Raw genomic sequence first — 20048 nt, 5'->3', positions numbered from 1 at the left:
CCAACCTTTCGAAAGGGCCTGTCATTGGCACAGTTGGTGCAGGAAAGGGATTTGGACGATGCGGAGGGCGTGAGCACCCGTCGCGTCCGAGGCCGCCGTTGGTCGCATCCCTTCACGCTGATCCGCCGCATCTTCGGCAATGCGGTGTTTTCGAGCCTGACGCGGCGCATCCTGTTCTTCAACCTCGTCGCGCTTGTGGTGCTCGTCGGCGGCATTCTCTATCTCAACCAGTTTCGCGAAGGCTTGATCGACGCCCGCGCCGAAAGCCTGTTGACGCAGGGTGAAATCATTGCCGGCGCCGTTTCGGCCTCCGCGTCAGTCGATACGAACTCGATCACCATCGATCCGCAAAAGCTGCTCGAACTGCAGGCAGGCCAGAGCATCACCCCGGTGCCGAACGACGAGGATCTGGAATTTCCGATTGATCCGGAAAAGGTCGCGCCGGTCCTGCGCCGACTGATCTCGCCAACACGCACACGCGCGCGCATCTTCGATGCCGACGCCAATCTGCTGCTCGATTCGCGCCACCTCTATTCGCGCGGCCAGGTGCTGCGCTTCGACCTGCCGCCGGTCGAAGAAGAGAAGCAGACCTGGAGCGATTGGTTTGCGACGTTGTTCAACAAGGCGCTGCAGCCGGGCAATCTGCCGCTCTACAAGGAAGCACCGGGCGGCGACGGCTCGATCTATCCCGAGGTGATGAACGCGCTGACCGGCGTGCGCGGCGCAGTCGTGCGCACCACCGAGAAAGGCGAGCTCATCGTTTCCGTCGCCGTTCCGATCCAGCGCTTCCGTGCCGTGCTCGGCGTGCTGCTGTTGTCGACGCAAGCCGGCGACATCGACAACATCGTTCATGCCGAACGGCTGGCGATCATGCGGGTTTTCGGTGTGGCGACGCTCGTCAACGTACTGCTGTCGCTGGTGCTCTCGTCGACGATCGCCAATCCGCTGCGCCGTCTTTCGGCCGCCGCCATCCGCGTTCGCCGCGGCGCCAAGACACGTGAGCAAATTCCGGACTTTTCCGCCCGCCAGGACGAAATCGGCAACCTCTCCATCGCCTTACGCGAGATGACGACGGCGCTCTATGACCGCATCGACGCGATCGAGAGCTTTGCCGCCGATGTCAGCCACGAGCTCAAGAACCCGCTGACCTCACTGCGCAGCGCCGTTGAAACACTGCCGCTCGCCAGGTCGGAGGATTCCAAGAAACGGCTGCTTGATGTCATCCAGCACGATGTCCGCCGCCTCGACCGCCTGATCAGCGATATATCAGACGCCTCGCGGCTCGATGCCGAACTCGCACGCGTCGATGCCGGCTCTGTCGACATGGAGGTGCTGCTGCGCGACCTGATCGACGTGTCCCGCCAGATCAGGGGAAGCAAGAAGCAGGTGGAGATCGAGTATACGGTGGAACGCAAGCCGAACATCAAAACCCGTTTCGTCGTCAACGGCCACGATCTGCGCATCGGCCAGATCGTCACCAATCTGATCGAGAATGCCCGCTCCTTCGTGCCCGAGAAGGGCGGCAAGATCACCGTGCGGCTGGTACGCACACGGTCACGCTGCGTCACCACCATCGAAGACAACGGCCCCGGCATTCAGGCGGAAAATATCGACCGCATCTTCGAGCGTTTCTACACGGACCGTCCGGAATCGGAAGGTTTCGGCCAGAATTCCGGCCTCGGCCTTTCGATCAGCCGCCAGATCGCCGAAGCCCACGGCGGTTCGCTGAGGGCGGAGAACATCACCGATGGCGAGAACGGGCGCGTGCTCGGCGCGCGCTTCATCCTCGCCCTTCCGCTCGATGCCGCCGCATGAGCGAGCCGGCTCCCACCATCCATGCGACGGCGATTGTCGTGGGCAGGACGGGGCTGCTGTTCAGCGGGCCCTCCGGCTGGGGAAAGTCGATGCTGGCATTCACCTGCATGACCGAAGCCCGCCGGCTGGGTCTTTTTACGGCGCTGGTCGCCGACGACCAGGTCCTCCTATCGAAAAAAGCCGGGTCGGTGATTGCCACCTGCCCGCCGTCGATCGCCGGGCTCATCGAACTTCGCGGCACCGGCATCGTCCGGCAGGATCACGTGTCCCCGGCAACCATGCACTATGCCGTGCTTCCGGGCAGCGCTTCCGGTGAAAACCGCGTCCCTGCGGAGGGCGAAATCGTCAGTCTTGCCCCTGGTTTTTCGCTTCCCGCATTGCGGTTGCTCACAAATGTTGCCTCACCGCTGGCGATCCTGATGGCGAAAGCGCCTGACATCGGATCCTGAAAGGCTTCCGGATTGATCAATCCGCCTTATATGTTTGCATTTTTATCTTGCACTTCGGCTTTTCATAGCCAAGATGTGCCGCCACCGGTGGACGAAATTGCTGCATTGCGATATCTCAGCCACCGTTTGCGTATATGGGAGCAGTAATATCATGATCGGACTTGTGCTTGTCACTCATGGCAAGCTGGCTGAAGAGTTTCGTCATGCTGTCGAGCACGTCGTCGGTCCTCAGAAATTTATCGAGACGGTCTGTATTGGCCCCGAAGACGATATGGACCAGAGACGGCAGGACATTCTGCAAGCCGTATCCGGCGCCGATGACGGTCATGGCGTCGTCATCTTGACCGACATGTTCGGTGGCACACCATCTAACCTCGCCATCTCGGTCATGAGTAGCGGCCACACCGAAGTCATTGCCGGCATGAACTTGCCGATGCTGATCAAGCTCGCCGGCGTCCGCGGCGAGAACAACATGGAGAAGGCGCTGGTGGAGGCTTCCGAAGCCGGGCGGAAATATATCAATGTCGCGAGCCGCGTGCTCAGCGGAAAATAACGGCGCTTCATGACATCGCTTTCCCGGGAACTCCTTATCATCAACAAGCGCGGCCTTCACGCTCGCGCTTCCGCCAAATTCGTGCAGATGGTCGAGAATTTCGATGCGGCCATCACCGTTTCCAAAGATGGAATGACGGTCGGCGGCACCTCAATCATGGGCCTCATGATGCTTGCCGCAAGCCCCGGGTCCAGCGTCGTCGTCTCGGCAAGCGGCAGCCAGGCTCAGGAAGCCTTGGAGGCCCTGGATCAGCTGATCCAGAACAAGTTCGGCGAAGAAATGTGAGCTCGGCCGAGTTCATATAAACATATAAAGACTTCTTTATATCCTTATTGCCATCCCAGGCGAAGCCTGCTAAACGGCTGATATGCCGTGCGCTTGCTTGCGCCTGCGCCAATTTTTGAGACGTTTTTCAGCCTGGAGACCTCTATGAGCACTGAAAAAGATTATGTCGTCGCCGATATCGGGCTTGCGGATTTCGGCCGCAAGGAAATTACGATCGCCGAAACCGAAATGCCGGGGCTGATGTCGTGCCGCGCCGAGTTCGGCGACGCAAAGCCGCTGAAGGGCGCACGCATCACCGGTTCGCTGCACATGACCATCCAGACGGCCGTGCTGATCGAAACCCTGGTTGCGCTCGGCGCCGAAGTCCGCTGGGCCTCGTGCAACATCTTCTCGACGCAGGACCATGCCGCAGCCGCGATCGCCGCCGCCGGCGTTCCGGTTTTCGCCATCAAGGGCGAGTCGCTCGAAGACTATTGGGTCTATACCGACAAGATCTTCCAGTGGGCCGATGGCGGCCTTTCCAACATGATCCTCGATGACGGCGGCGACGCCACCATGTACATCCTGCTCGGCGCCCGCGCCGAAGCCGGCGAGGACGTGCTCTCCAACCCGCATTCCGAAGAAGAGGAAATCCTCTTCGCCCAGATCAAAAAGCGCCTTGCCGCTTCCCCGGGCTGGTTCACCAAGCAGCGCGATGCCATCAAGGGCGTCACCGAGGAAACCACGACCGGCGTCAACCGCCTCTACCAGCTCAGCCAGAAGGGCCTGCTGCCCTTCCCGGCGATCAACGTCAACGACTCCGTCACCAAGTCGAAGTTCGACAACAAATACGGCTGCAAGGAATCGCTGGTCGACGGCATCCGCCGCGGCACCGACGTGATGATGGCCGGCAAGGTTGCCGTCGTCTGCGGTTACGGTGACGTCGGCAAGGGTTCCGCTGCGTCGCTCTCCGGCGCCGGCGCCCGCGTCAAGGTTACGGAAGCCGATCCGATCTGCGCTCTGCAGGCCGCCATGGACGGTTATGAAGTCGTGCTGCTCGAAGACGTCGTTTCGTCGGCCGATATCTTCATCACCACGACAGGCAACAAGGACGTCATCCGCATCGACCACATGCGGCAGATGAAGGACATGGCGATCGTCGGCAATATCGGCCATTTCGACAACGAAATCGAAGTCGCCGCGCTGCGTAACCTCAAGTGGACCAACGTCAAGCCGCAGGTCGACCTAATTGAGTTCCCCAAGGGCAACCGCATCATCCTTCTCTCCGAAGGCCGTCTGCTCAACCTCGGCAATGCGACCGGCCATCCATCCTTCGTGATGTCGGCTTCCTTCACCAACCAGACGCTGGCGCAAATCGAGCTCTTCACAAAGCCCGGCCAGTACGAGAACAAGGTGTACATCCTGCCGAAGCATCTCGATGAGAAGGTCGCACGCCTTCACCTCGACAAGCTCGGCGTGAAGCTGACCCAGCTCAGCGAAGAGCAGGCCGCCTATATCGGCGTGAAGCCTCAGGGTCCGTTCAAGTCCGACCACTACAGATATTGATGGCACCATCAATATCCACAAGATGTAGAAGCCGCGGCATTGACAAATGCCGCGGCTTATTTTTTGGCCGCTCTCTTCCCGCCGATTCCCTTCCGAAGTATTGTTTTAAGACTTGATTCGGGACGCCGGACCCCGTCCGACCGCTCCGAAAATGGGATGTCTTGTCGTAATGCGGCACATTGAAGGACGGAGACATACCGCGGATGTCGGAAGTGAAAAACAGCCTGCCCGGTCAGGCGGATGACGGCGCTCGCGCCGGTCGCCGCCCGCTCTCGGCGGGCCGAGAATATAAATCTGCAACGGCACACGAGGCCGCAAAGCAAGAGCATGGATCATTGGCGCGCCTCCTGAAAACGTGCGCGGCCGGCACGGCGCTTGCCGCGCTGGCGCGGCCGGTTCTGGCACAGACCGAGCGGCAGGTGGCCGCCTCGGCTCACCTCTTCACCTCCTCGCAGGTCGTCGGCGTTTCCGTCGTCATCGGCGTCATCTCGGCGGCCCTGCTTTCAACGCTCTGGCTCGTACGCCAGCGCGGCAATCTGGAAAACGAGAGCCGCGAAATCCGCTCGGCGCTTTCCGATGCCCAGCAGCGCATTTCGCAATATCAGGCGCTGATCGCCGACAAGAACCGGCGGATCGTCATCTGGGACGGCAATACGCGCCCCGAGCTTCTCGGCCAGCTTCCGCCCGAGACCGGCGCGCCGCAGGACGGCGAATTCCTGGCCTTCGGCCTCTGGCTGAAGTCGCATTCGGCCGCCGATCTGGAAAAGGCGATCGACCGGCTGCGCGACGGCGCGCAGAGCTTCGATATGGTGGTCGAAACCATCCGCGATGAAATCCTCGAGGCGCAGGGCCGGGTTTCCGGCGGACGCGCCTTCGTCCGCTTCGTGGCGCTCAACAATCTGCGCGCCGAGCTTGCCGAACTCAGGATCGAGCGCGACCGGCTGATGACCTCGATCTCGGCCTTCCAGACCATGCTCGACGCGATCGACATGCCGGCCTGGCAGCGCGACCCGGCGGGCCGCCTCACCTGGGTCAACCAAGCTTATGGCGACGCGGTCGAGGCACGCTCGCCGCAGCAGGCGATCAACGAAGGCCGCGAGATGCTGACGACCGTGGCGCGCGAACGCATTCGCGCGGTTACGACGCCGGAATCGCCTTTCCACGACACGATCTCGACCGTTGTGCGCGGCAATCGGACATTCTTCGACGTCGTCGACGTCAAGGTCCCGGGTGGCTCGGCCGGGATTGCGATTGACGTGTCTGATATAGAGGCCGTGCGCGCCGAGCTGGAACGGACGCTGAAGAGCCACGCCGAAACACTTGACCATCTCGCCACACCCGTCGCCATCTTCGACGGCGAGCGCCGGCTGCAATTCTACAACCAGGCCTTCGTCGCGCTCTGGGAACTCGATATCGCCTTCCTCGAAAGCCGGCCTGATAATAGCGAGCTGCTCGAGCGGCTGCGCGCGGCCAAGAAGCTGCCGGACCAGCTCAACTGGAAAAGCTGGAAGGAAGCGGCCCTTTCCGTCTATCGCGCGCTCGACACGCAATCGGATCTCTGGCACCTGCCCAACGGCCAGACGCTGCGCGTCTTCGCCACCGCCCATCCGCAGGGCGGCGCCACCTGGGTATTCGAAAATCTGACCGAGCAGGTCGATCTCGAAACGCGCTACAACACATTGGTCAAGGTACAGGGCGAGACGATCGATCACCTTTCCGAAGGGGTGGCGGTATTCGGACCGGATGGACGTATCCGCCTGTCGAATCCGGCCTTCCGGGCGCTCTGGGGCATTACGGAAACCGAAGCCAAGCCCGGCACTCATATCCGCGCGCTGGGCGAGGCCTGCGCGCCGTCCTACGACCGGCCGGACGGCTGGAAGACCTTCGCGGAACTGATCACCAGCTTCGATGACGAACGCCGCTCGAGCCAGGGGACGCTGGAACTCTTCTCCGGCCTCGTGCTCGATTACGCCGTCATCCCGCTGCCGAACGCGCAGACCATGCTGACCTTCGTCAACATGACCGACAGCGTGCGGGCCGAGCGGGCTTTGACCGAGAAGAACGAGGCGTTGCGCAAAGCCGACGAATTGAAAAACGACTTCGTTCAGCATGTTTCCTATGAACTTCGCTCACCGCTGACCAATATCATCGGCTTTACCGATCTGCTGCGCACGCAGGGCGTCGGGCCGCTGAATGAACGGCAGGCCGAATATGTCGACCACATTTCGACCTCGTCCTCGGTTCTGCTGACGCTCGTCAACGATATCCTCGACCTTGCGACGGTCGATGCCGGCATCATGCGGCTCAACTATGCCGAGATTGATCTCAACGACCTGCTCGACGACGTCTCGATGCAGATCGCCGACCGGCTGCACGAAAGCGGCGTCGCGCTTGAAATCACCGCCTCCGCCTATCTCGGCTCGATCGTCGCCGATCCGCAGCGGCTGAAGCAGATCCTTCTGAAGCTTCTTGCCAATGCGGCGAATTTCTCGCCCGAGGGCACGTCGATCTCGCTGGAATGCCATCGCGAAGGCACGGATTTCGTCTTCTCCGTCCGCGATCGCGGCCCCGGCATTTCGCCCGACATGATCGCGACCGTGTTCGACCGGTTCGCGACGGGGGCTAAAAGCGGCAAACGCGGCGGCGCCGGCCTCGGTCTCTCGATCGTCGACAGCTTTGTCAGCCTTCATCATGGCGACGTGACGATCGACAGCGAGCCGGGCAAAGGCACGACGGTCGTCTGCCGTATCCCATCGGTCAACATACCGCATTCCGCCGCCGCCGAATGACGACCGATGATACGATCTCGCTGTTCCTGAAAGACGAAGCGGCCACGGTTCGCCTCGGCGAAGACCTGGCGCTTGGCCTGAAGGCCGGAGATTGCCTTGCCCTGTCGGGCGATCTCGGCGCCGGCAAATCCTCGCTTGCCCGTGCGATCCTGCGTGCCATTGCCGATGACGATGGGCTCGAAGTTCCGAGCCCCACCTTCACACTGGTGCAATCCTACGATCTGCGTATCCCGGTTTCGCACTTCGATCTCTATCGGCTCGGTGACCCCGGCGAATTGACGGAGCTCGGCTTCGACGAGGCCCTGCAGAACGGCATCTGTCTCGTCGAATGGCCGGAGATGGCCGCGAGCGAGTTGCCTGGCGAATGCATCACGTTGACGCTGACGCATGAAGGCAACGGCCGCCGGGCGACGATTAGCGCCGCCGGCGCACAGGCTTTGCGCATCCGGCGCGTCCTGGCGATCCGCAATTTCCTCGAAGACGCCGGCTATTCCAATGCCAAACGCCGCTTCCTGACCGGTGATGCCTCGCTTCGCGCTTACGAGGCGATCTATCGCGAGAACGCCGAGCGCCGCATCATCCTGATGGACTGGCGGCCGCATCCCGAGGGACCGCCGGTCCATGACGGCAAACCTTATCCCAAAGTCGCGCATCTGGCACAGAACGCCTATCCCTTCGTTGCGATTGCCGATGCGCTGCGCGAACGGGGTTTTGCGGCGCCGGAGATCTATAAGGTCGATTATCAGCAGGGGATCCTCTTGATCGAGGATCTCGGCACCGAAGGCGTGCTCGATGACGAGGGGCGGCCGATCATCGAGCGTTACCGGCAAAGCGTCGCCTGTCTTGCCCATCTTCATTCCATGCAATTTCCGCCAGACATACCGGTTTCCGCCACGCACACGCATCACATACCGGACTTCGATCGCACGGCGATGAAGATGGAAGTGCAGCTTGTGCTCGACTGGCACATAGCCTGGAAGCGCGGCACCGCCCCCTCGGATACCGAACGCAAGGAATATCTGGCGATCTGGGACGCCCTGATCGATGAACTTGCCACGGCCGAAAAGAACCTGCTGCTGCGCGATTTCCACTCGCCGAACATCATCTGGCGGCCGCAGGAGCCGGGCATCAAAAAGATCGGACTCATCGACTTCCAGGACGCCATGATCGGGCCCACAGCCTATGATCTTGCCTCGCTCGTCCAGGACGCGCGCGTCACGATCGAACCGCAGCTTTTCCGGCAGCTGATGGACGATTATCTGGCGCTTCGCCGCACACAGGGCGGCTTCGACGAAGCCGGATTCCTGAAAGCATGGGCGATCATGTCGGCGCAGCGCAATTGCAAGCTTGCCGGTCTCTGGGTGCGGCTGCTGCAGCGGGACGGCAAGCCCGGCTATCTCAAACATATGCCGCGCACACTTGCCTATCTGAATGTCGCGCTCGAGCACGAGGCGCTTGCCCCCTTGCGCGATTGGTGCACAAGGGCTGGAATAGGCCAGAGCGAATCATAAGTTCCGGATCAAGATGACCATCAGACAAGCCATGGTTCTGGCCGCGGGTCTCGGGACCCGCATGCGCCCGATCACCGATACGATTCCGAAGCCGCTGGTGAAGATCGACGGCAAGCCGATGATCGACTATTCGCTGGACGCGCTGGTTTCGGCCGGCGTCGAGCGGGCCGTCGTCAACGTTCATCATCATGCCGAGCAGATGCTCGACCATCTCGGCAAATATCGCGGCCTCGACATCATCATATCGGACGAGCGGGACGGACTGATGAATTCCGGCGGAGGACTGGCGAAGGGCCTGACGCTGCTTGAACGCGACGACATCTTCGTCATGAATGCCGATCTCTTCTGGATCGGAGAACAGCCGGGACGGCCGACGAACCTGCAGCGCTTAGCTGGATTCTTCGATGCAGAGCAAATGGACATGGCGCTGCTTTGCGTCAGGATCGAAGATACAACCGGTCACAACGGCAAGAATGATTTCAGCCTCGCTGCAGATGGCCGGCTGACGCGGTATCGCGACGATCCGTCCAATCCCGTCGTCTATGCCGGGGCGATCGCCATGAACCCGACGCTGTTTGATGATGCGCCGAAGGATGCCTTCAACCTCAATATCTATTTCGACAAGGCGATCGCGCGCCGACGTCTGTTCGGCATCGTGCTCGACGGCCATTGGCTGACTGTGGGAACGCCAGAGGCGATCGGCGAAGCGGAGGAAACAATCCGCCGACTGCGGGCGTTCGCGTGAGCTCATGGCGGACCGGCACCAGCCACGCATCCTGACGATCCCGGCGGGCCTGCCCTTCCTGAAAACGCTGGCGACGACGCTTTGCGACGGACGCCTGACGCCGCTCTTTCGGCATGAGTCCGATGATCCGCTGTCGCTCGCCAGGGTGACGATCTACCTGCCGACCCGGCGCGCCGTGCGCGTGCTGCGCTCAGAATTCGTCGACCTGCTCGGCGGCCGCTCGGCGATCCTGCCGGTGATCCGTCCTCTCGGCGAAACCGATGATGACAGCGGATATTTCGAAGAGGCGCTGCCGGCGACGATCGATCTCGCCCAGCCGCTGTCGAATACCGCCCGGCTCCTGGAACTGGCGCGGCTGATCCTTGCCTGGCGAAACAAGCTGCCGGAGATCGTCCGCCATATCCATTCCGACTCGCCGCTCGTTGCGCCGGCCAGCCCGGCAGATGCGATCTGGCTCGCCCGCAACCTCGCGGAGCTGATCGATTCCATCGAAACCGAGGATCTTGACTGGTCGGAACTGTCGAAACTCGACACTGGCGACTACGCCGCCTGGTGGCAGCTGACGGCGGAGTTCCTCCAGATCGCCAGCGCCTTTTGGCCGGAGCGGCTTTCCGAGCTCGGCAAGTCCTCGCCGGCGCGGCACAGGAACGCAATTCTGCGGGCCGAAGCAGCCAGGATTTCGGCGGCGAAGCCGGCCGGGCCGATTATCATTGCCGGTTCGACGGGTTCGGTTCCTGCCACGGCCGATCTCATCGCCGCCGTTGCCAATCTGCCCGAAGGCGTGATCGTCCTTCCCGGCCTCGATCTGTCCATGCCCGACAGGCATTGGCAAATGGTGGCGCCGGAACCGGCGCCAGGCCAGCATGCCAATCCGGCCAGCCGGAGCCATCCGCAATATGGCCTGTCCTTGCTGCTGAAAAGGCTGAGGCTGACACGAGCCGACGTCAGCCTCCTGGGGAGACCAGAGGCCGATCTTAACCGGCGCGCCGAAATCCTGTCGCGCGCGCTCGCCCCGGCAGAGGCGACCAGCGACTGGGGGGCCTGGAAGAGCTCGCTACCCGAGGGAGCGCTGACTTCGGCCTTCGGCGATGTTTCGCTGATCGAAGCCGCCAATGAGCGCGAGGAAGCAACCGCGATTGCCATCGCGCTCAGGCTTGCACTGGAAAGGCAGGGACAGGATGGCGAAAGCCGGGCTGCGCTGATTACGCCAGACCGCAATCTCGCCCGTCGGGTGATGGCCGAGCTCTCCCGCTTCGGGATTCTCGCCGACGATTCGGCCGGCACACCGCTTTCGGCGACCCCGCAGGGCACGCTGCTACAGCTGCTGCTGGAGGCGGCGCTTCGGCCGGGTGATCCGGTGGCGATCGTTTCGCTGCTCAAACATCCGCTGGCCCGCTTCGGCCTCGAACGCGACGCCTTGATTTCCGCGACCGAAGCGCTCGAACTGCTGGCGCTGCGCGGCGGGGTGGCGGAGGTGGATATCAACGCACTTGAATTGCTCCTGAGCCAGCAGCTCGGCGAACAGGTCCTCGACCGACACGCGCCGCAATGGCGCAAGACGCTGCCAGCCGAGGCCGTCGAGACCGCATCCGAACTTGCGCGCCGGGTCACCCGCGCAACCGAGCCTCTTGCTTCCGCGCTGGTCCGGCACCGGCCGGAGGAGCGCGGCAAGACAGCAAGTTTCACGCTGTCGGAATGGGCGGAGCGGACCGGCCGTTCGCTCGAAGCGGTCGCGGCAGATCCGCACGGCAATCTTGCCGATCTCTGGGCACACGAGGCAGGGGACGCCCTCGCCTCACTCCTCAGCGAAGTCATCGACACGGACGGCCAGATGGAGGCCGACGGACCGCAATGGATCGACATCATGGCAGCACTTGCCGCCGGCCATGCGGTGAAGCCGCGGGCGCTCAGCCATCCCCGCCTCTTCATCTTCGGCACGCTCGAAGCCCGCCTGCAGAGCGTCGACACGCTCATTCTCGGCGGGTTGAACGAAGGCTCCTGGCCAGGGCAGAGCGCGAACAATCCCTTCATTCCACGTATGATGAAGACGGAGATCGGGCTCGAACCGCCGGAGCGGCGCATCGGGCAGCTAGCGCATGATTTCGAGATGGCGAACGGCACCCGCCACCTGATCTATTCGAGAGCGCTGCGCCAAGGTTCGACGCCGACCGTCGCCTCACGCTGGCTGCAGCGGCTGCTGGCGCTCGGCGGAGGGACCTTTCAAGCGGCATTGAGGGAGCGCGGTAACCGGTACCTGCAATGGGCTGGTCTGATCGATCGGGGAGACGCCCAGGCACCGGCGCAGCGGCCCTCGCCGACACCGCCGCTGGCGCTGCAGCCGAAGTCCTATTCCTTCAGCGAGGTCGGACGGCTGCGCCGCGATCCCTATGCGATCTATGCCCGCCGCATCCTGCGGCTCGATCCGGTGGACGCGTTCAACCGCGACCCGGGAGCGGCCGAACGCGGAACGCTCTATCACACGATCATCGACCGGTTCGTCCGCGGGGCCCATGTGGCCGGCACGCCGGCGGCGGCAGCGGCGATGGAGCGGATCCTTAACGAGCTTTTCGACATGGAGAAGCTGCCACCGCATATCGATGCCGTCTGGCGGCCGCGCTTTCGCGAAGTGGCCCGTGCCTTCCTCGAATGGGAGGCCGGACGACGTCCCGGCATCCGCAGGACGCTGACGGAAGTACGCGGCGGCGTGGAGCTGGAGGCGATCAATATCCGGCTGAACGGCGTTGCGGACCGGATCGATATTACAGGACCGGGGGCGGCCGATATCATCGACTACAAGACCGGCTACAATCCCTCACCGACACAGGCACGCGCGCTTCTCGATCCGCAGCTCGCCCTGGAAGCGGCGGCTTTGAGCGCCGGCGCCTTCCGCGATGCCGGCAGTCTTGTGCCGCAGGATCTGCTCTATGTTCGCCTGCGACCGGGACGTCGCTTCCAGGTCGATACGGTGAACAACGAAAACGCGGCCCGCAGCGACAAGGCGAAATCGGCGATGGACCTTGCCGGAGAATCGATCGACCAGCTGATCAAGTTCGTCAGTTTGCTGCAGTCCGGCGAAAAGGGCTTTACCTCGCGGCTCATCCCGGCGCAGCAGTTTGATTTCGGCGGCGACTACGATCATCTCGCCCGCGTCTCCGAATGGTCCACGGCTGAGACTGAGGAAGGCGGCGGCGATGAGTGACGCTCTTCCGAATGACGACGATCCCGGCGCCTGGATCGGCTGGACCACGATTCAACAGGCGATCGCCTCCGACCCCCAGCGCTCGGCATGGGTTTCGGCCAATGCCGGTTCCGGCAAGACGCATGTCCTGACCCAGCGCGTCATTCGTCTGCTGCTTGCCGGCGCGCGGCCTTCCGCCATTCTCTGCCTGACCTATACCAAGGCCGCGGCCTCTGAAATGTCGAATCGCGTCTTCGAACGGCTGGCGGACTGGGTGGTGCTCGACGACGAAGAGCTCGGCCGGCGGATCATGCAGATCGAGGGGACGGCGCCCGATGCGCTGAAGCTCGCCGAGGCGCGCCGGCTGTTTGCCAAGGCGCTGGAAACGCCGGGCGGGTTGAAGATCCAGACGATCCATGCCTTTTGCGAAGCGCTGCTGCACCAATTCCCGCTGGAGGCCAATGTTGCCGGGCATTTTTCGGTCCTCGACGATCGCGCGGCGGCGGCGCTGCTTTCCGATGCACGCCGGGCGCTGCTGACGGCGACCGCGCCGGAAGAAGGCAGCGCCCTTGCCAAGGCTTTCGCCTATGTGCTCAATCTCGGCGACGAATCCGGGCTGGAGAACCTGCTCGCCGACATCATCGCCAACCGCAATGCCATTCGCCGCTTCACCGCGGCTGCCGAGCGACGCGGCGGCGTGGAGGCGGTGCTGCGCAACAGGCTCGGGCTTGCCGCCGGCGATACGGAAAGCCGGATCGCGGCGCAATATTGGCCGTTGCCGGAGCTTTCGGGCGGCATGCTGGAGCTTTATCTGTCGCTTGCCGACCAGAAAGGCGGCGCCAAGGCGCAGGAGGTTGCTTATGGCCTCAGGCTCGCCGGCCGGGAGCGCGATGACGCCAGGCGCGCCGAAATGCTGGAGAAAATCTTCCTGACGGCGAAGGGCGAGCCGAAATCGGATTCACAGTTCCTGGTCAAGGCCATGCTTGCGGAAGCACCGCAACTGACGCGCGCCATCGCCGTCGCCCGTGCGCATGTCGCGGCAAGCCGTGATCGGTTGAAAACGATGCGAATGTTCGGCGCCACGCAGGCCGCGCTGGTGCTCGCCGGTCGGCTGAACCATGACTACGAGGAGTTGAAGAAGCAGCGCAGCCAACTGGATTTCGAAGACCTGATCACCCGCACCGCCGACCTGCTGACAAAGAGTGGCGTGGGTCCCTGGATCCATTACAAGCTCGACCGGGGTATCGATCATATCCTCGTCGACGAGGCACAGGATACCAGCCCGATCCAATGGAGCGTCATCCAGTCGCTCGCCGAGGATTTCTTTTCCGGCGAGAGCGCCCGGCCAGTCGTACGCACGCTCTTTGCCGTCGGCGACGAGAAGCAGTCGATCTACTCCTTTCAGGGGGCGCGGCCCGAGCGTTTTTCCGAAGAGAGCGACCGGACGCGGCGGCGGGTCTCCGACAGCGGGCAGAGCTTTTCCTCCGTACGGCTGCCGCTCTCCTTTCGCTCGACCGCCGACGTACTCGAGGCCGTCGACCAGATCTTCAGGATATCGGATAATGCGCGGGGTCTGAGCGCGGTCGGCGAACCGGTCGTGCATCGATCCAGCCGGATCGGACATCCTGGCGCCGTCGACCTCTGGGAGATGGTCGCGCCTGAGGCGGTGGTGAAGGAAGAGGATTGGACGGCGCCCTTCGATGCGACGCCGGAAAGTGCGCCGGCCGCAATCCTCGCGCGGCGGATCGCCCATGCGATCGGCACCCTCGTCGGCCGTGAAACGATCGTCGACAAAGGCAGGGAGCGGCTCATCGAAGCCGGCGACATCCTCGTTCTGGTGCGCAAGCGCGACGCCTTCGTCAATGCCTTGACCCGCGCCTTGAAGCGCCGCGGCGACATTCCCGTGGCCGGCGCCGACCGACTGACGCTGACCAGCCATATCGCCGTCCAGGATCTGCTGGCGCTCGGCCGTTTCCTGCTTCTGCCGGAGGACGACCTTTCGCTCGCTGCGGTGCTGAAGAGCCCGCTTTTCGATCTTTCCGAGGACGATATCTTTGCAATCGCCGGCCTGCGGGGCGACAACGAGAGCGTCTGGAGCCATCTCAAGAGGTTTGCGGCCGACGGCACCGAACGTTTCCGTGCCGCCGTCGAAAGGCTGGAGCTGTTTCTGCGGCAGTCGCGACATCTGTCGGTCCATGATTTCTATGCGCGGGTGCTGGGCAGCCATGGCGGGCGGCGGCAATTCCTTGCCCGTCTCGGCACCGAGGTCAGCGATATTCTCGACGAATTCCTGACCTTCACCCTCGACCACGAGAACTCCGGCCTACCCGGGCTGCAATCCTTCATCTCAATGCTGGAGCTTGAAGCGCCGGAGGTGAAGCGTGAGCAGGACAAGGGGCGCAACGAGGTCAGGATCATGACCGTGCATGCCTCCAAGGGTCTTGAAGCACCAATCGTCTTCCTCGTCGACGGCGGCTCCAAGCCCTTCACGCATACGCATCTGCCGAAACTTCGCCTGATCGAAACCGACCCCGACGAGCCGCCGCTGCCGGCCTGGGTTCCCGTCTCGGACCTCGCCAATTCGCTGACGCAAAACGATGCAACGCGGATCCAGATGCTGGCGGAAGAGGAGTATCGCCGGCTGCTTTATGTCGCCATGACGCGGGCTGCCGACCGGCTGGTCGTCTGCGGCTATCGTGGCGTTCGTGTCAATAACGATACCTGGCACACGATGATCTCCACTGCGCTCAGCGAAGGCCATCCGCATGTGGAGGCGGCCACCTTCTCCGGCCCTGACGGGGAATGGCCGGGTATCCGATGGCGCGTGCCGCGGGTGGAGCGGCGCTTCGAGCGTATCGAACGCAACGAGGCGCGCGACCGTCAGCAGGCGTTGCCGGAAGGCCTATTGCGGCCATTGCCACCACAGGCTGAGCTGCCCCGCCCCCTCAGCCCGTCCGGTATCGGGACGATCATCGACGAAGACGAGGGCAGCTTGTTTGTCGCTTCGCCGCTGTTCGGGGAGAAGGAGCGCAGCGATCGTTCACTGGAAAAGGGCAGACTGATCCATCGCATGCTGCAGGCGCTTCCAGAAATTCCGCTTCGAGAACGACCCGATGCCGCATGCCGTTATGCCGAACGGGCGGCGCGGTTCTGGCCGGAAGCGGAACGCCGCCGGCTCGTCGATTCGGTTCTGAAACTCATGGACGAACAGGCTTTGCAGCCGGTTCTCGGGGCAGAGGCCCAGCCGGAAGTTTCGATCATGGGAACATTGACGCTCGAAGACAGCCGCTATGCGGTCTCGGGCCGTATCGACCGGCTCGCCGTGCTTGCCGATCGCGTTGTCATTCTCGATTACAAGACCAATCGGGTGCCGCCTTCGACCGAGGAGGCGATCCCTTTCGCACATAAGGCTCAGCTCGCGATCTATCGTGAGATCCTGGCGCCGCTCTATCCCGGCAAACGCATCGACTGCATGCTCGTCTATACCGAGAATGCGTCGCTTTATACGCTGAGCGAAAAGGCGCTCGGTTTGGCGCTTGCAGGACTCAAGACAAAGTGAAATACCGGACATTGAAAATTTGGCGCCGCACCATCACATGTGGTTCAACATCTTCTTCGGTCAAAGGAGCAGCCTATGGCTACCGTGAAAGTCGATATCAATAACTTCCAGTCGGAAGTTCTGGAATCCGCAGAACCCGTCGTCGTCGATTTCTGGGCTGAATGGTGCGGTCCGTGCAAGATGATCGCTCCGAGCCTCGAGGAAATCTCCGTCGAGATGGAAGGCAAGGTAAAGGTCGCCAAACTCAATATCGATGAAAACCCGGAACTCGCCGCCCAATTCGGCGTGCGCTCCATTCCGACGCTCGCCATCTTCAAGGGCGGCGAAGTGGCCGATATTTCGGTCGGCGCCAAGCCGAAGACAGCTCTTTCGAACTGGATTTCGAACGCCGCCTGATCGATATCGTCTTTATATTGCATGAAAAGCCCGGCTTCGACCGGGCTTTTTCATTTGCTTATTTCGGAGGCGTGCCGTTGTCGGCAAGCACATCGCCGACGAGATAGAGAGAGCCGCCGACGAGGATGCGGGGCGGCAGTGCCGTCGGGTCGAGGGCCGATTTTATCGCTTCCAGCGCCTCGCCGACCGTCGACATCGGTTCGGCGACCAAACCGGCATCATAGGCGGCGTTCGACAATATCACCGGGTCGATCATCGCCTCGCTGCCGCGGATCGGCACGCAGAACACCTTCTCGACCAAGCCTGTAAAGGCCTTGAAATACCCGATCGGGTCCTTGGTGTTGATCATGCCGATGATCAGGAAAAGCGGCCGCGGCTGGCGCTCCTCGAAATTAGCCATGGCTTCGGCGATCACCTCACCCGCTCCGGGATTGTGCCCGCCATCGACCCAGATCTCGGCGCCGGCGGGCGCATGCGATAGCAGCCGGCCCTCGCTGAGGCGCTGCAGCCGGCCCGGCCATTCCACGAAATTCATCGCCTTTTCCATCATCGTCTCGGTGACGGGGAAGCCGGCGGCCTTGACAGCGCGGATGGCGGCGGCGGCATTGGCATATTGATGGCGACCGGGAAGGCGCGGCAGCGGCAGGTCGGCAAGCCCGTACTCGTCCTGATAGACCAGCCGTCCATATTCCTCATGCGCCATGAAATCCTGCCCGAAGACGGCGCTCGGGCAATGCAGTCGCTCGGCCGTCGACATCAGCACGTCGAGCGCCGCATCATATTCCTGATGGCCGATGACGACGGGCCGTCCGGGCTTCATGATGCCAGCCTTTTCAGCCGCGATCAGTTCCACCCTGTCGCCGAGATAAGGCTGGTGATCCAGCGAGATCGGCATGATGACGGACACAGCCGGATCGGAAATGACATTGGTGGCGTCGAAACGGCCGCCGAGACCGACTTCGATGATCGCGGCATCGGCCGGGTGTTCGGAAAACAGAATGAAGGTGACCGCCGTCAGGATTTCGAAGACGGTGATATGCTGCCCGGCATTGGCCTCGGCCACCCGTCGCAGAGCATCGGCGAAGACGGCGTCATCGACAAGCTGCCCGCGCCCGCCCGCGACACCAATGCGATAGCGCTCGTGCCAATTGACGAGATGCGGCGAGGTGTGGACGTGGGCGCTGTAACCCCCCGCTTCCAGCAGAGCCCGGCTGAAGGCAGTGACCGAACCCTTGCCGTTGGTGCCAGCGACATGGATGACCGGCGGCAGTTTCCGGTGCGGATTGCCGAGTTGGTCGAGAAGACGGGTGATGCGATCGAGAGACAGATCGAAGCCCTTAGGATGCAATCCCATGAGTTTTTCGATCTCCTGCGCTGCCTCACTCACCGCGGTTTGGCCTCTGGGTATCAATTCGGCATCCCGCCTGCTTGCCTGATATCAGGCGCTCGCCGCCAAGGCGATCGCTCCACGAGTCACGTCGTTGGCTGCCGAGACGGGCTTCTTCGTCAGAATCTTCAGGATGCGCGCCAGCGTTTCCGGAATGTCATGACGTTTGACAACCATATCGACCATACCATGTTCCAGCAGATATTCGGAGGTCTGGAAGCCTTCCGGCAGCTTTTCACGCAGCGTCTGCTCGATCACCCGCTTGCCGGCAAAGCCGATTTCGGCGCCGGGCTCGGCCAGGTGAATATCGCCAAGCATGGCATAGGAGGCCGTGACGCCGCCTGTTGTCGGGTTGGTCAACACGACAATGTAGGGCTGGCCGGATTCCTTGAGCAAGTCGACGGCAACGGTCGTGCGCGGCAGCTGCATCAGCGAGAGAATGCCTTCCTGCATGCGCGCACCGCCGGAAGCCGGGAACATCACCAGCGGGCATTTTTCCGACGTCGCACGTTCGAAAGCCTTGACGATCGCCTCGCCGGCGGCGATGCCGAGCGAACCGCCGATGAAGTTGAATTCGTGCACGACGGCCACGAGTTTCACACCCTGCACCTTTCCGAGGCCGGCGAGGATCGTGTCCTCCTGCTCGGTCTTCAGGCGGCTGTCACGCAGACGATCGCTGTATTTCTTCGAATCGCGAAATTTCAGCGGGTCCTGGGCGACCTTCGGCTGCGGCAGCGATTCATATTCACCATTGTCGAAAAGGTCGGCAAGCCGGGCCTTGGCCGGCATCTTCATGTGATAGCCGGAAGCAGGGATCACCCACTTATTGCCTTCCAGGTCCTTGTGGAAGACCATCTCGCCCGTTTCCGGGCACTTGATCCAGAGATTCTCCGGCACTTCGCGACGGCCCAGCATGGAATTGATCCGCGGGCGAACGTAGTTGGTGATCCAGTTCAACTCGAATTCTCCTGGTTGAATAGCGCCAATGTGGGAAAACTATTCGGCAGCAACAAGGCGTGCCGAGCGTGTTCCCGAGGAAAGGCCGCGCACCAGCGTTGCGACCGCCTGAACCGTGTCCGCCGTCGCCTTGCCATCGCTGGTCAAGCTCGTCGCGACCTGGTTGACGATGGCGGTACCGACGACGACGCCATCGGCCGAGCCGCCGATGACCTTCGCATGTTCCGCCGTCTTGACGCCAAAACCGACGCAGACGGGCAGCTCCGTATGCTGCTTGATACGCTGGACGGCGCCGGAAACCAGCGCCGGATCGGGCAGTGCCGAACCGGTGATGCCGTTCATCGAGACGTAGTAGACGAAGCCGGAGGTGTTCTTCAACACGGTGGGCAAGCGCTTTTCGTCGGTGGTCGGCGTCGCCAGGCGGATGAAGTTGATCCCCTTGCGGATCGCCGGAATGCAGAGTTCGTCATCCATCTCCGGCGGCAGGTCGACGACGATCAGGCCGTCGATACCGGCGGCCAGCGCATCGTCCAGGAACGTCTCGACGCCGTAGATGTAGATCGGATTGTAATAGCCCATCATGACGATCGGCGTCGCGTCGTTGCTCTTGCGGAAGTCTGCCGCCAGCTGCAGCGTCTTCTTCAGCGTCTGACCGCCTTTCAGCGCCCGCTGGCCGGCCAGCTGGATGGCCGGGCCGTCGGCCATCGGATCGGAAAAGGGCATGCCGAGCTCGATGATGTCGGAACCTGCTTCCGGCAGTGCCTTCATGATGCCGAGAGAGGTATCGTAATCAGGATCACCGCCCATGAAATAGGTCACAAGCGCCGGACGGCCCTCGGCCTTGAGCGCGGCAAAGCGTTTGTCCATGCGTGCGGTCAT

Annotated in this window: 14 protein-coding genes; 11 read left to right on the top strand and 3 right to left on the bottom strand. The window is 62.4% G+C overall.

The annotated features are described in order from the left end of the window. Positions 1-24: 24 nt before the first annotated feature. The 11 genes from HJB91_RS12555 to trxA all read left to right on the top strand — a co-directional run bounded on the left by HJB91_RS12555 (position 25) and on the right by trxA (position 16825). Positions 25-1815: a sensor histidine kinase gene (locus tag HJB91_RS12555; protein WP_210632821.1), complete on the top strand. Its 1791-nt coding sequence runs from the start codon at positions 25-27 to the stop codon at positions 1813-1815. After that, positions 1812-2264 carry an HPr kinase/phosphorylase gene (locus HJB91_RS12550; RefSeq protein ID WP_221122879.1) on the top strand — a complete coding sequence of 151 codons (453 nt, stop codon included), beginning with the start codon at positions 1812-1814 and terminating at the stop codon, positions 2262-2264. The genes HJB91_RS12555 and HJB91_RS12550 overlap by 4 nt, the downstream gene beginning before the upstream one ends. A gap of 151 nt (positions 2265-2415) precedes the next feature. Then, positions 2416-2817 (top strand): PTS sugar transporter subunit IIA, encoded by a 402-nt coding sequence (locus tag HJB91_RS12545; protein WP_011423437.1) that lies wholly within the window; start codon positions 2416-2418, stop codon positions 2815-2817. 9 nt (positions 2818-2826) lie between these two features. Next, a complete protein-coding gene (locus tag HJB91_RS12540) occupies positions 2827-3102 on the top strand; it encodes an HPr family phosphocarrier protein (RefSeq protein WP_011423436.1) in 276 nt (91 codons plus the stop codon). Between the two features lie 144 nt (positions 3103-3246). Then, on the top strand, positions 3247-4647 hold the full coding sequence (gene ahcY, locus HJB91_RS12535) for an adenosylhomocysteinase (RefSeq protein ID WP_088391285.1): 1401 nt from the start codon (positions 3247-3249) through the stop codon (positions 4645-4647). A 203-nt stretch (positions 4648-4850) separates the two neighbouring features. Next, positions 4851-7436, top strand: coding sequence for a PAS domain-containing sensor histidine kinase (locus tag HJB91_RS12530; RefSeq protein ID WP_210632819.1), 2586 nt, complete (start codon positions 4851-4853; stop codon positions 7434-7436). Then, positions 7433-8947 (top strand): tRNA (adenosine(37)-N6)-threonylcarbamoyltransferase complex ATPase subunit type 1 TsaE, encoded by a 1515-nt coding sequence (gene tsaE, locus HJB91_RS12525; protein ID WP_210632818.1) that lies wholly within the window; start codon positions 7433-7435, stop codon positions 8945-8947. The genes HJB91_RS12530 and tsaE overlap by 4 nt, the downstream gene beginning before the upstream one ends. 13 nt (positions 8948-8960) lie before the next feature. Then, positions 8961-9692: a nucleotidyltransferase family protein gene (locus HJB91_RS12520; protein ID WP_210632817.1), complete on the top strand. Its 732-nt coding sequence runs from the start codon at positions 8961-8963 to the stop codon at positions 9690-9692. Between the two features lie 4 nt (positions 9693-9696). Beyond that, the gene (gene addB, locus HJB91_RS12515) at positions 9697-12891 is read left to right on the top strand and encodes a double-strand break repair protein AddB (RefSeq protein WP_210632816.1); all 3195 of its coding nucleotides are present in this window, start codon (positions 9697-9699) and stop codon (positions 12889-12891) included. Next, positions 12884-16429 (top strand): double-strand break repair helicase AddA, encoded by a 3546-nt coding sequence (gene addA / locus HJB91_RS12510; RefSeq protein ID WP_221122880.1) that lies wholly within the window; start codon positions 12884-12886, stop codon positions 16427-16429. Before addB ends, addA begins: the two co-directional genes overlap by 8 nt. Before the next feature lie 75 nt (positions 16430-16504). Next, positions 16505-16825 carry a thioredoxin gene (gene trxA, locus HJB91_RS12505; protein WP_004672616.1) on the top strand — a complete coding sequence of 107 codons (321 nt, stop codon included), beginning with the start codon at positions 16505-16507 and terminating at the stop codon, positions 16823-16825. A 58-nt stretch (positions 16826-16883) separates the two neighbouring features. Here trxA and HJB91_RS12500 read toward each other — a convergent pair whose 3' ends face one another. Genes HJB91_RS12500 through trpA form a run of 3 tightly spaced genes read right to left on the bottom strand, consistent with a single transcriptional unit; the run spans position 16884 to position 20048 of the window. Then, positions 16884-18236: a folylpolyglutamate synthase/dihydrofolate synthase family protein gene (locus HJB91_RS12500; RefSeq protein WP_221122881.1), complete on the bottom strand. Its 1353-nt coding sequence runs from the start codon at positions 18234-18236 to the stop codon at positions 16884-16886. Between the two features lie 27 nt (positions 18237-18263). Next, positions 18264-19169: an acetyl-CoA carboxylase, carboxyltransferase subunit beta gene (gene accD / locus HJB91_RS12495; RefSeq protein ID WP_210632813.1), complete on the bottom strand. Its 906-nt coding sequence runs from the start codon at positions 19167-19169 to the stop codon at positions 18264-18266. A 39-nt stretch (positions 19170-19208) separates the two neighbouring features. Beyond that, on the bottom strand, positions 19209-20048 hold the full coding sequence (gene trpA, locus HJB91_RS12490) for a tryptophan synthase subunit alpha (RefSeq protein WP_221122882.1): 840 nt from the start codon (positions 20046-20048) through the stop codon (positions 19209-19211).

Origin of the sequence: Rhizobium sp. NLR10b, from assembly GCF_019685435.1 — a bacterium.
Taxonomy (GTDB): Bacteria; Pseudomonadota; Alphaproteobacteria; order Rhizobiales; family Rhizobiaceae; genus Rhizobium.
The sequence above is the reverse complement of the archived record's forward strand: the minus strand, read 5'-3'. Positions and strand labels throughout refer to the sequence as shown.

What these genes read in the sequence shown, in the direction of transcription:
- addB (WP_210632816.1), top strand. Translation starts at nt 9,697, where the DNA reads ATGGCGGACCGGCACCAGCCACGCATCCTGACGATCCCGGCGGGCCTG.
- HJB91_RS12540 (WP_011423436.1), top strand. Translation starts at nt 2,827, where the DNA reads ATGACATCGCTTTCCCGGGAACTCCTTATCATCAACAAGCGCGGCCTT.
- addA (WP_221122880.1), top strand. Translation starts at nt 12,884, where the DNA reads ATGAGTGACGCTCTTCCGAATGACGACGATCCCGGCGCCTGGATCGGC.
- HJB91_RS12550 (WP_221122879.1), top strand. Translation starts at nt 1,812, where the DNA reads ATGAGCGAGCCGGCTCCCACCATCCATGCGACGGCGATTGTCGTGGGC.
- HJB91_RS12530 (WP_210632819.1), top strand. Translation starts at nt 4,851, where the DNA reads ATGTCGGAAGTGAAAAACAGCCTGCCCGGTCAGGCGGATGACGGCGCT.
- HJB91_RS12520 (WP_210632817.1), top strand. Translation starts at nt 8,961, where the DNA reads ATGACCATCAGACAAGCCATGGTTCTGGCCGCGGGTCTCGGGACCCGC.
- tsaE (WP_210632818.1), top strand. Translation starts at nt 7,433, where the DNA reads ATGACGACCGATGATACGATCTCGCTGTTCCTGAAAGACGAAGCGGCC.
- ahcY (WP_088391285.1), top strand. Translation starts at nt 3,247, where the DNA reads ATGAGCACTGAAAAAGATTATGTCGTCGCCGATATCGGGCTTGCGGAT.
- HJB91_RS12545 (WP_011423437.1), top strand. Translation starts at nt 2,416, where the DNA reads ATGATCGGACTTGTGCTTGTCACTCATGGCAAGCTGGCTGAAGAGTTT.
- trpA (WP_221122882.1), bottom strand. Translation starts at nt 20,048, where the DNA reads ATGACCGCACGCATGGACAAACGCTTTGCCGCGCTCAAGGCCGAGGGC.
- trxA (WP_004672616.1), top strand. Translation starts at nt 16,505, where the DNA reads ATGGCTACCGTGAAAGTCGATATCAATAACTTCCAGTCGGAAGTTCTG.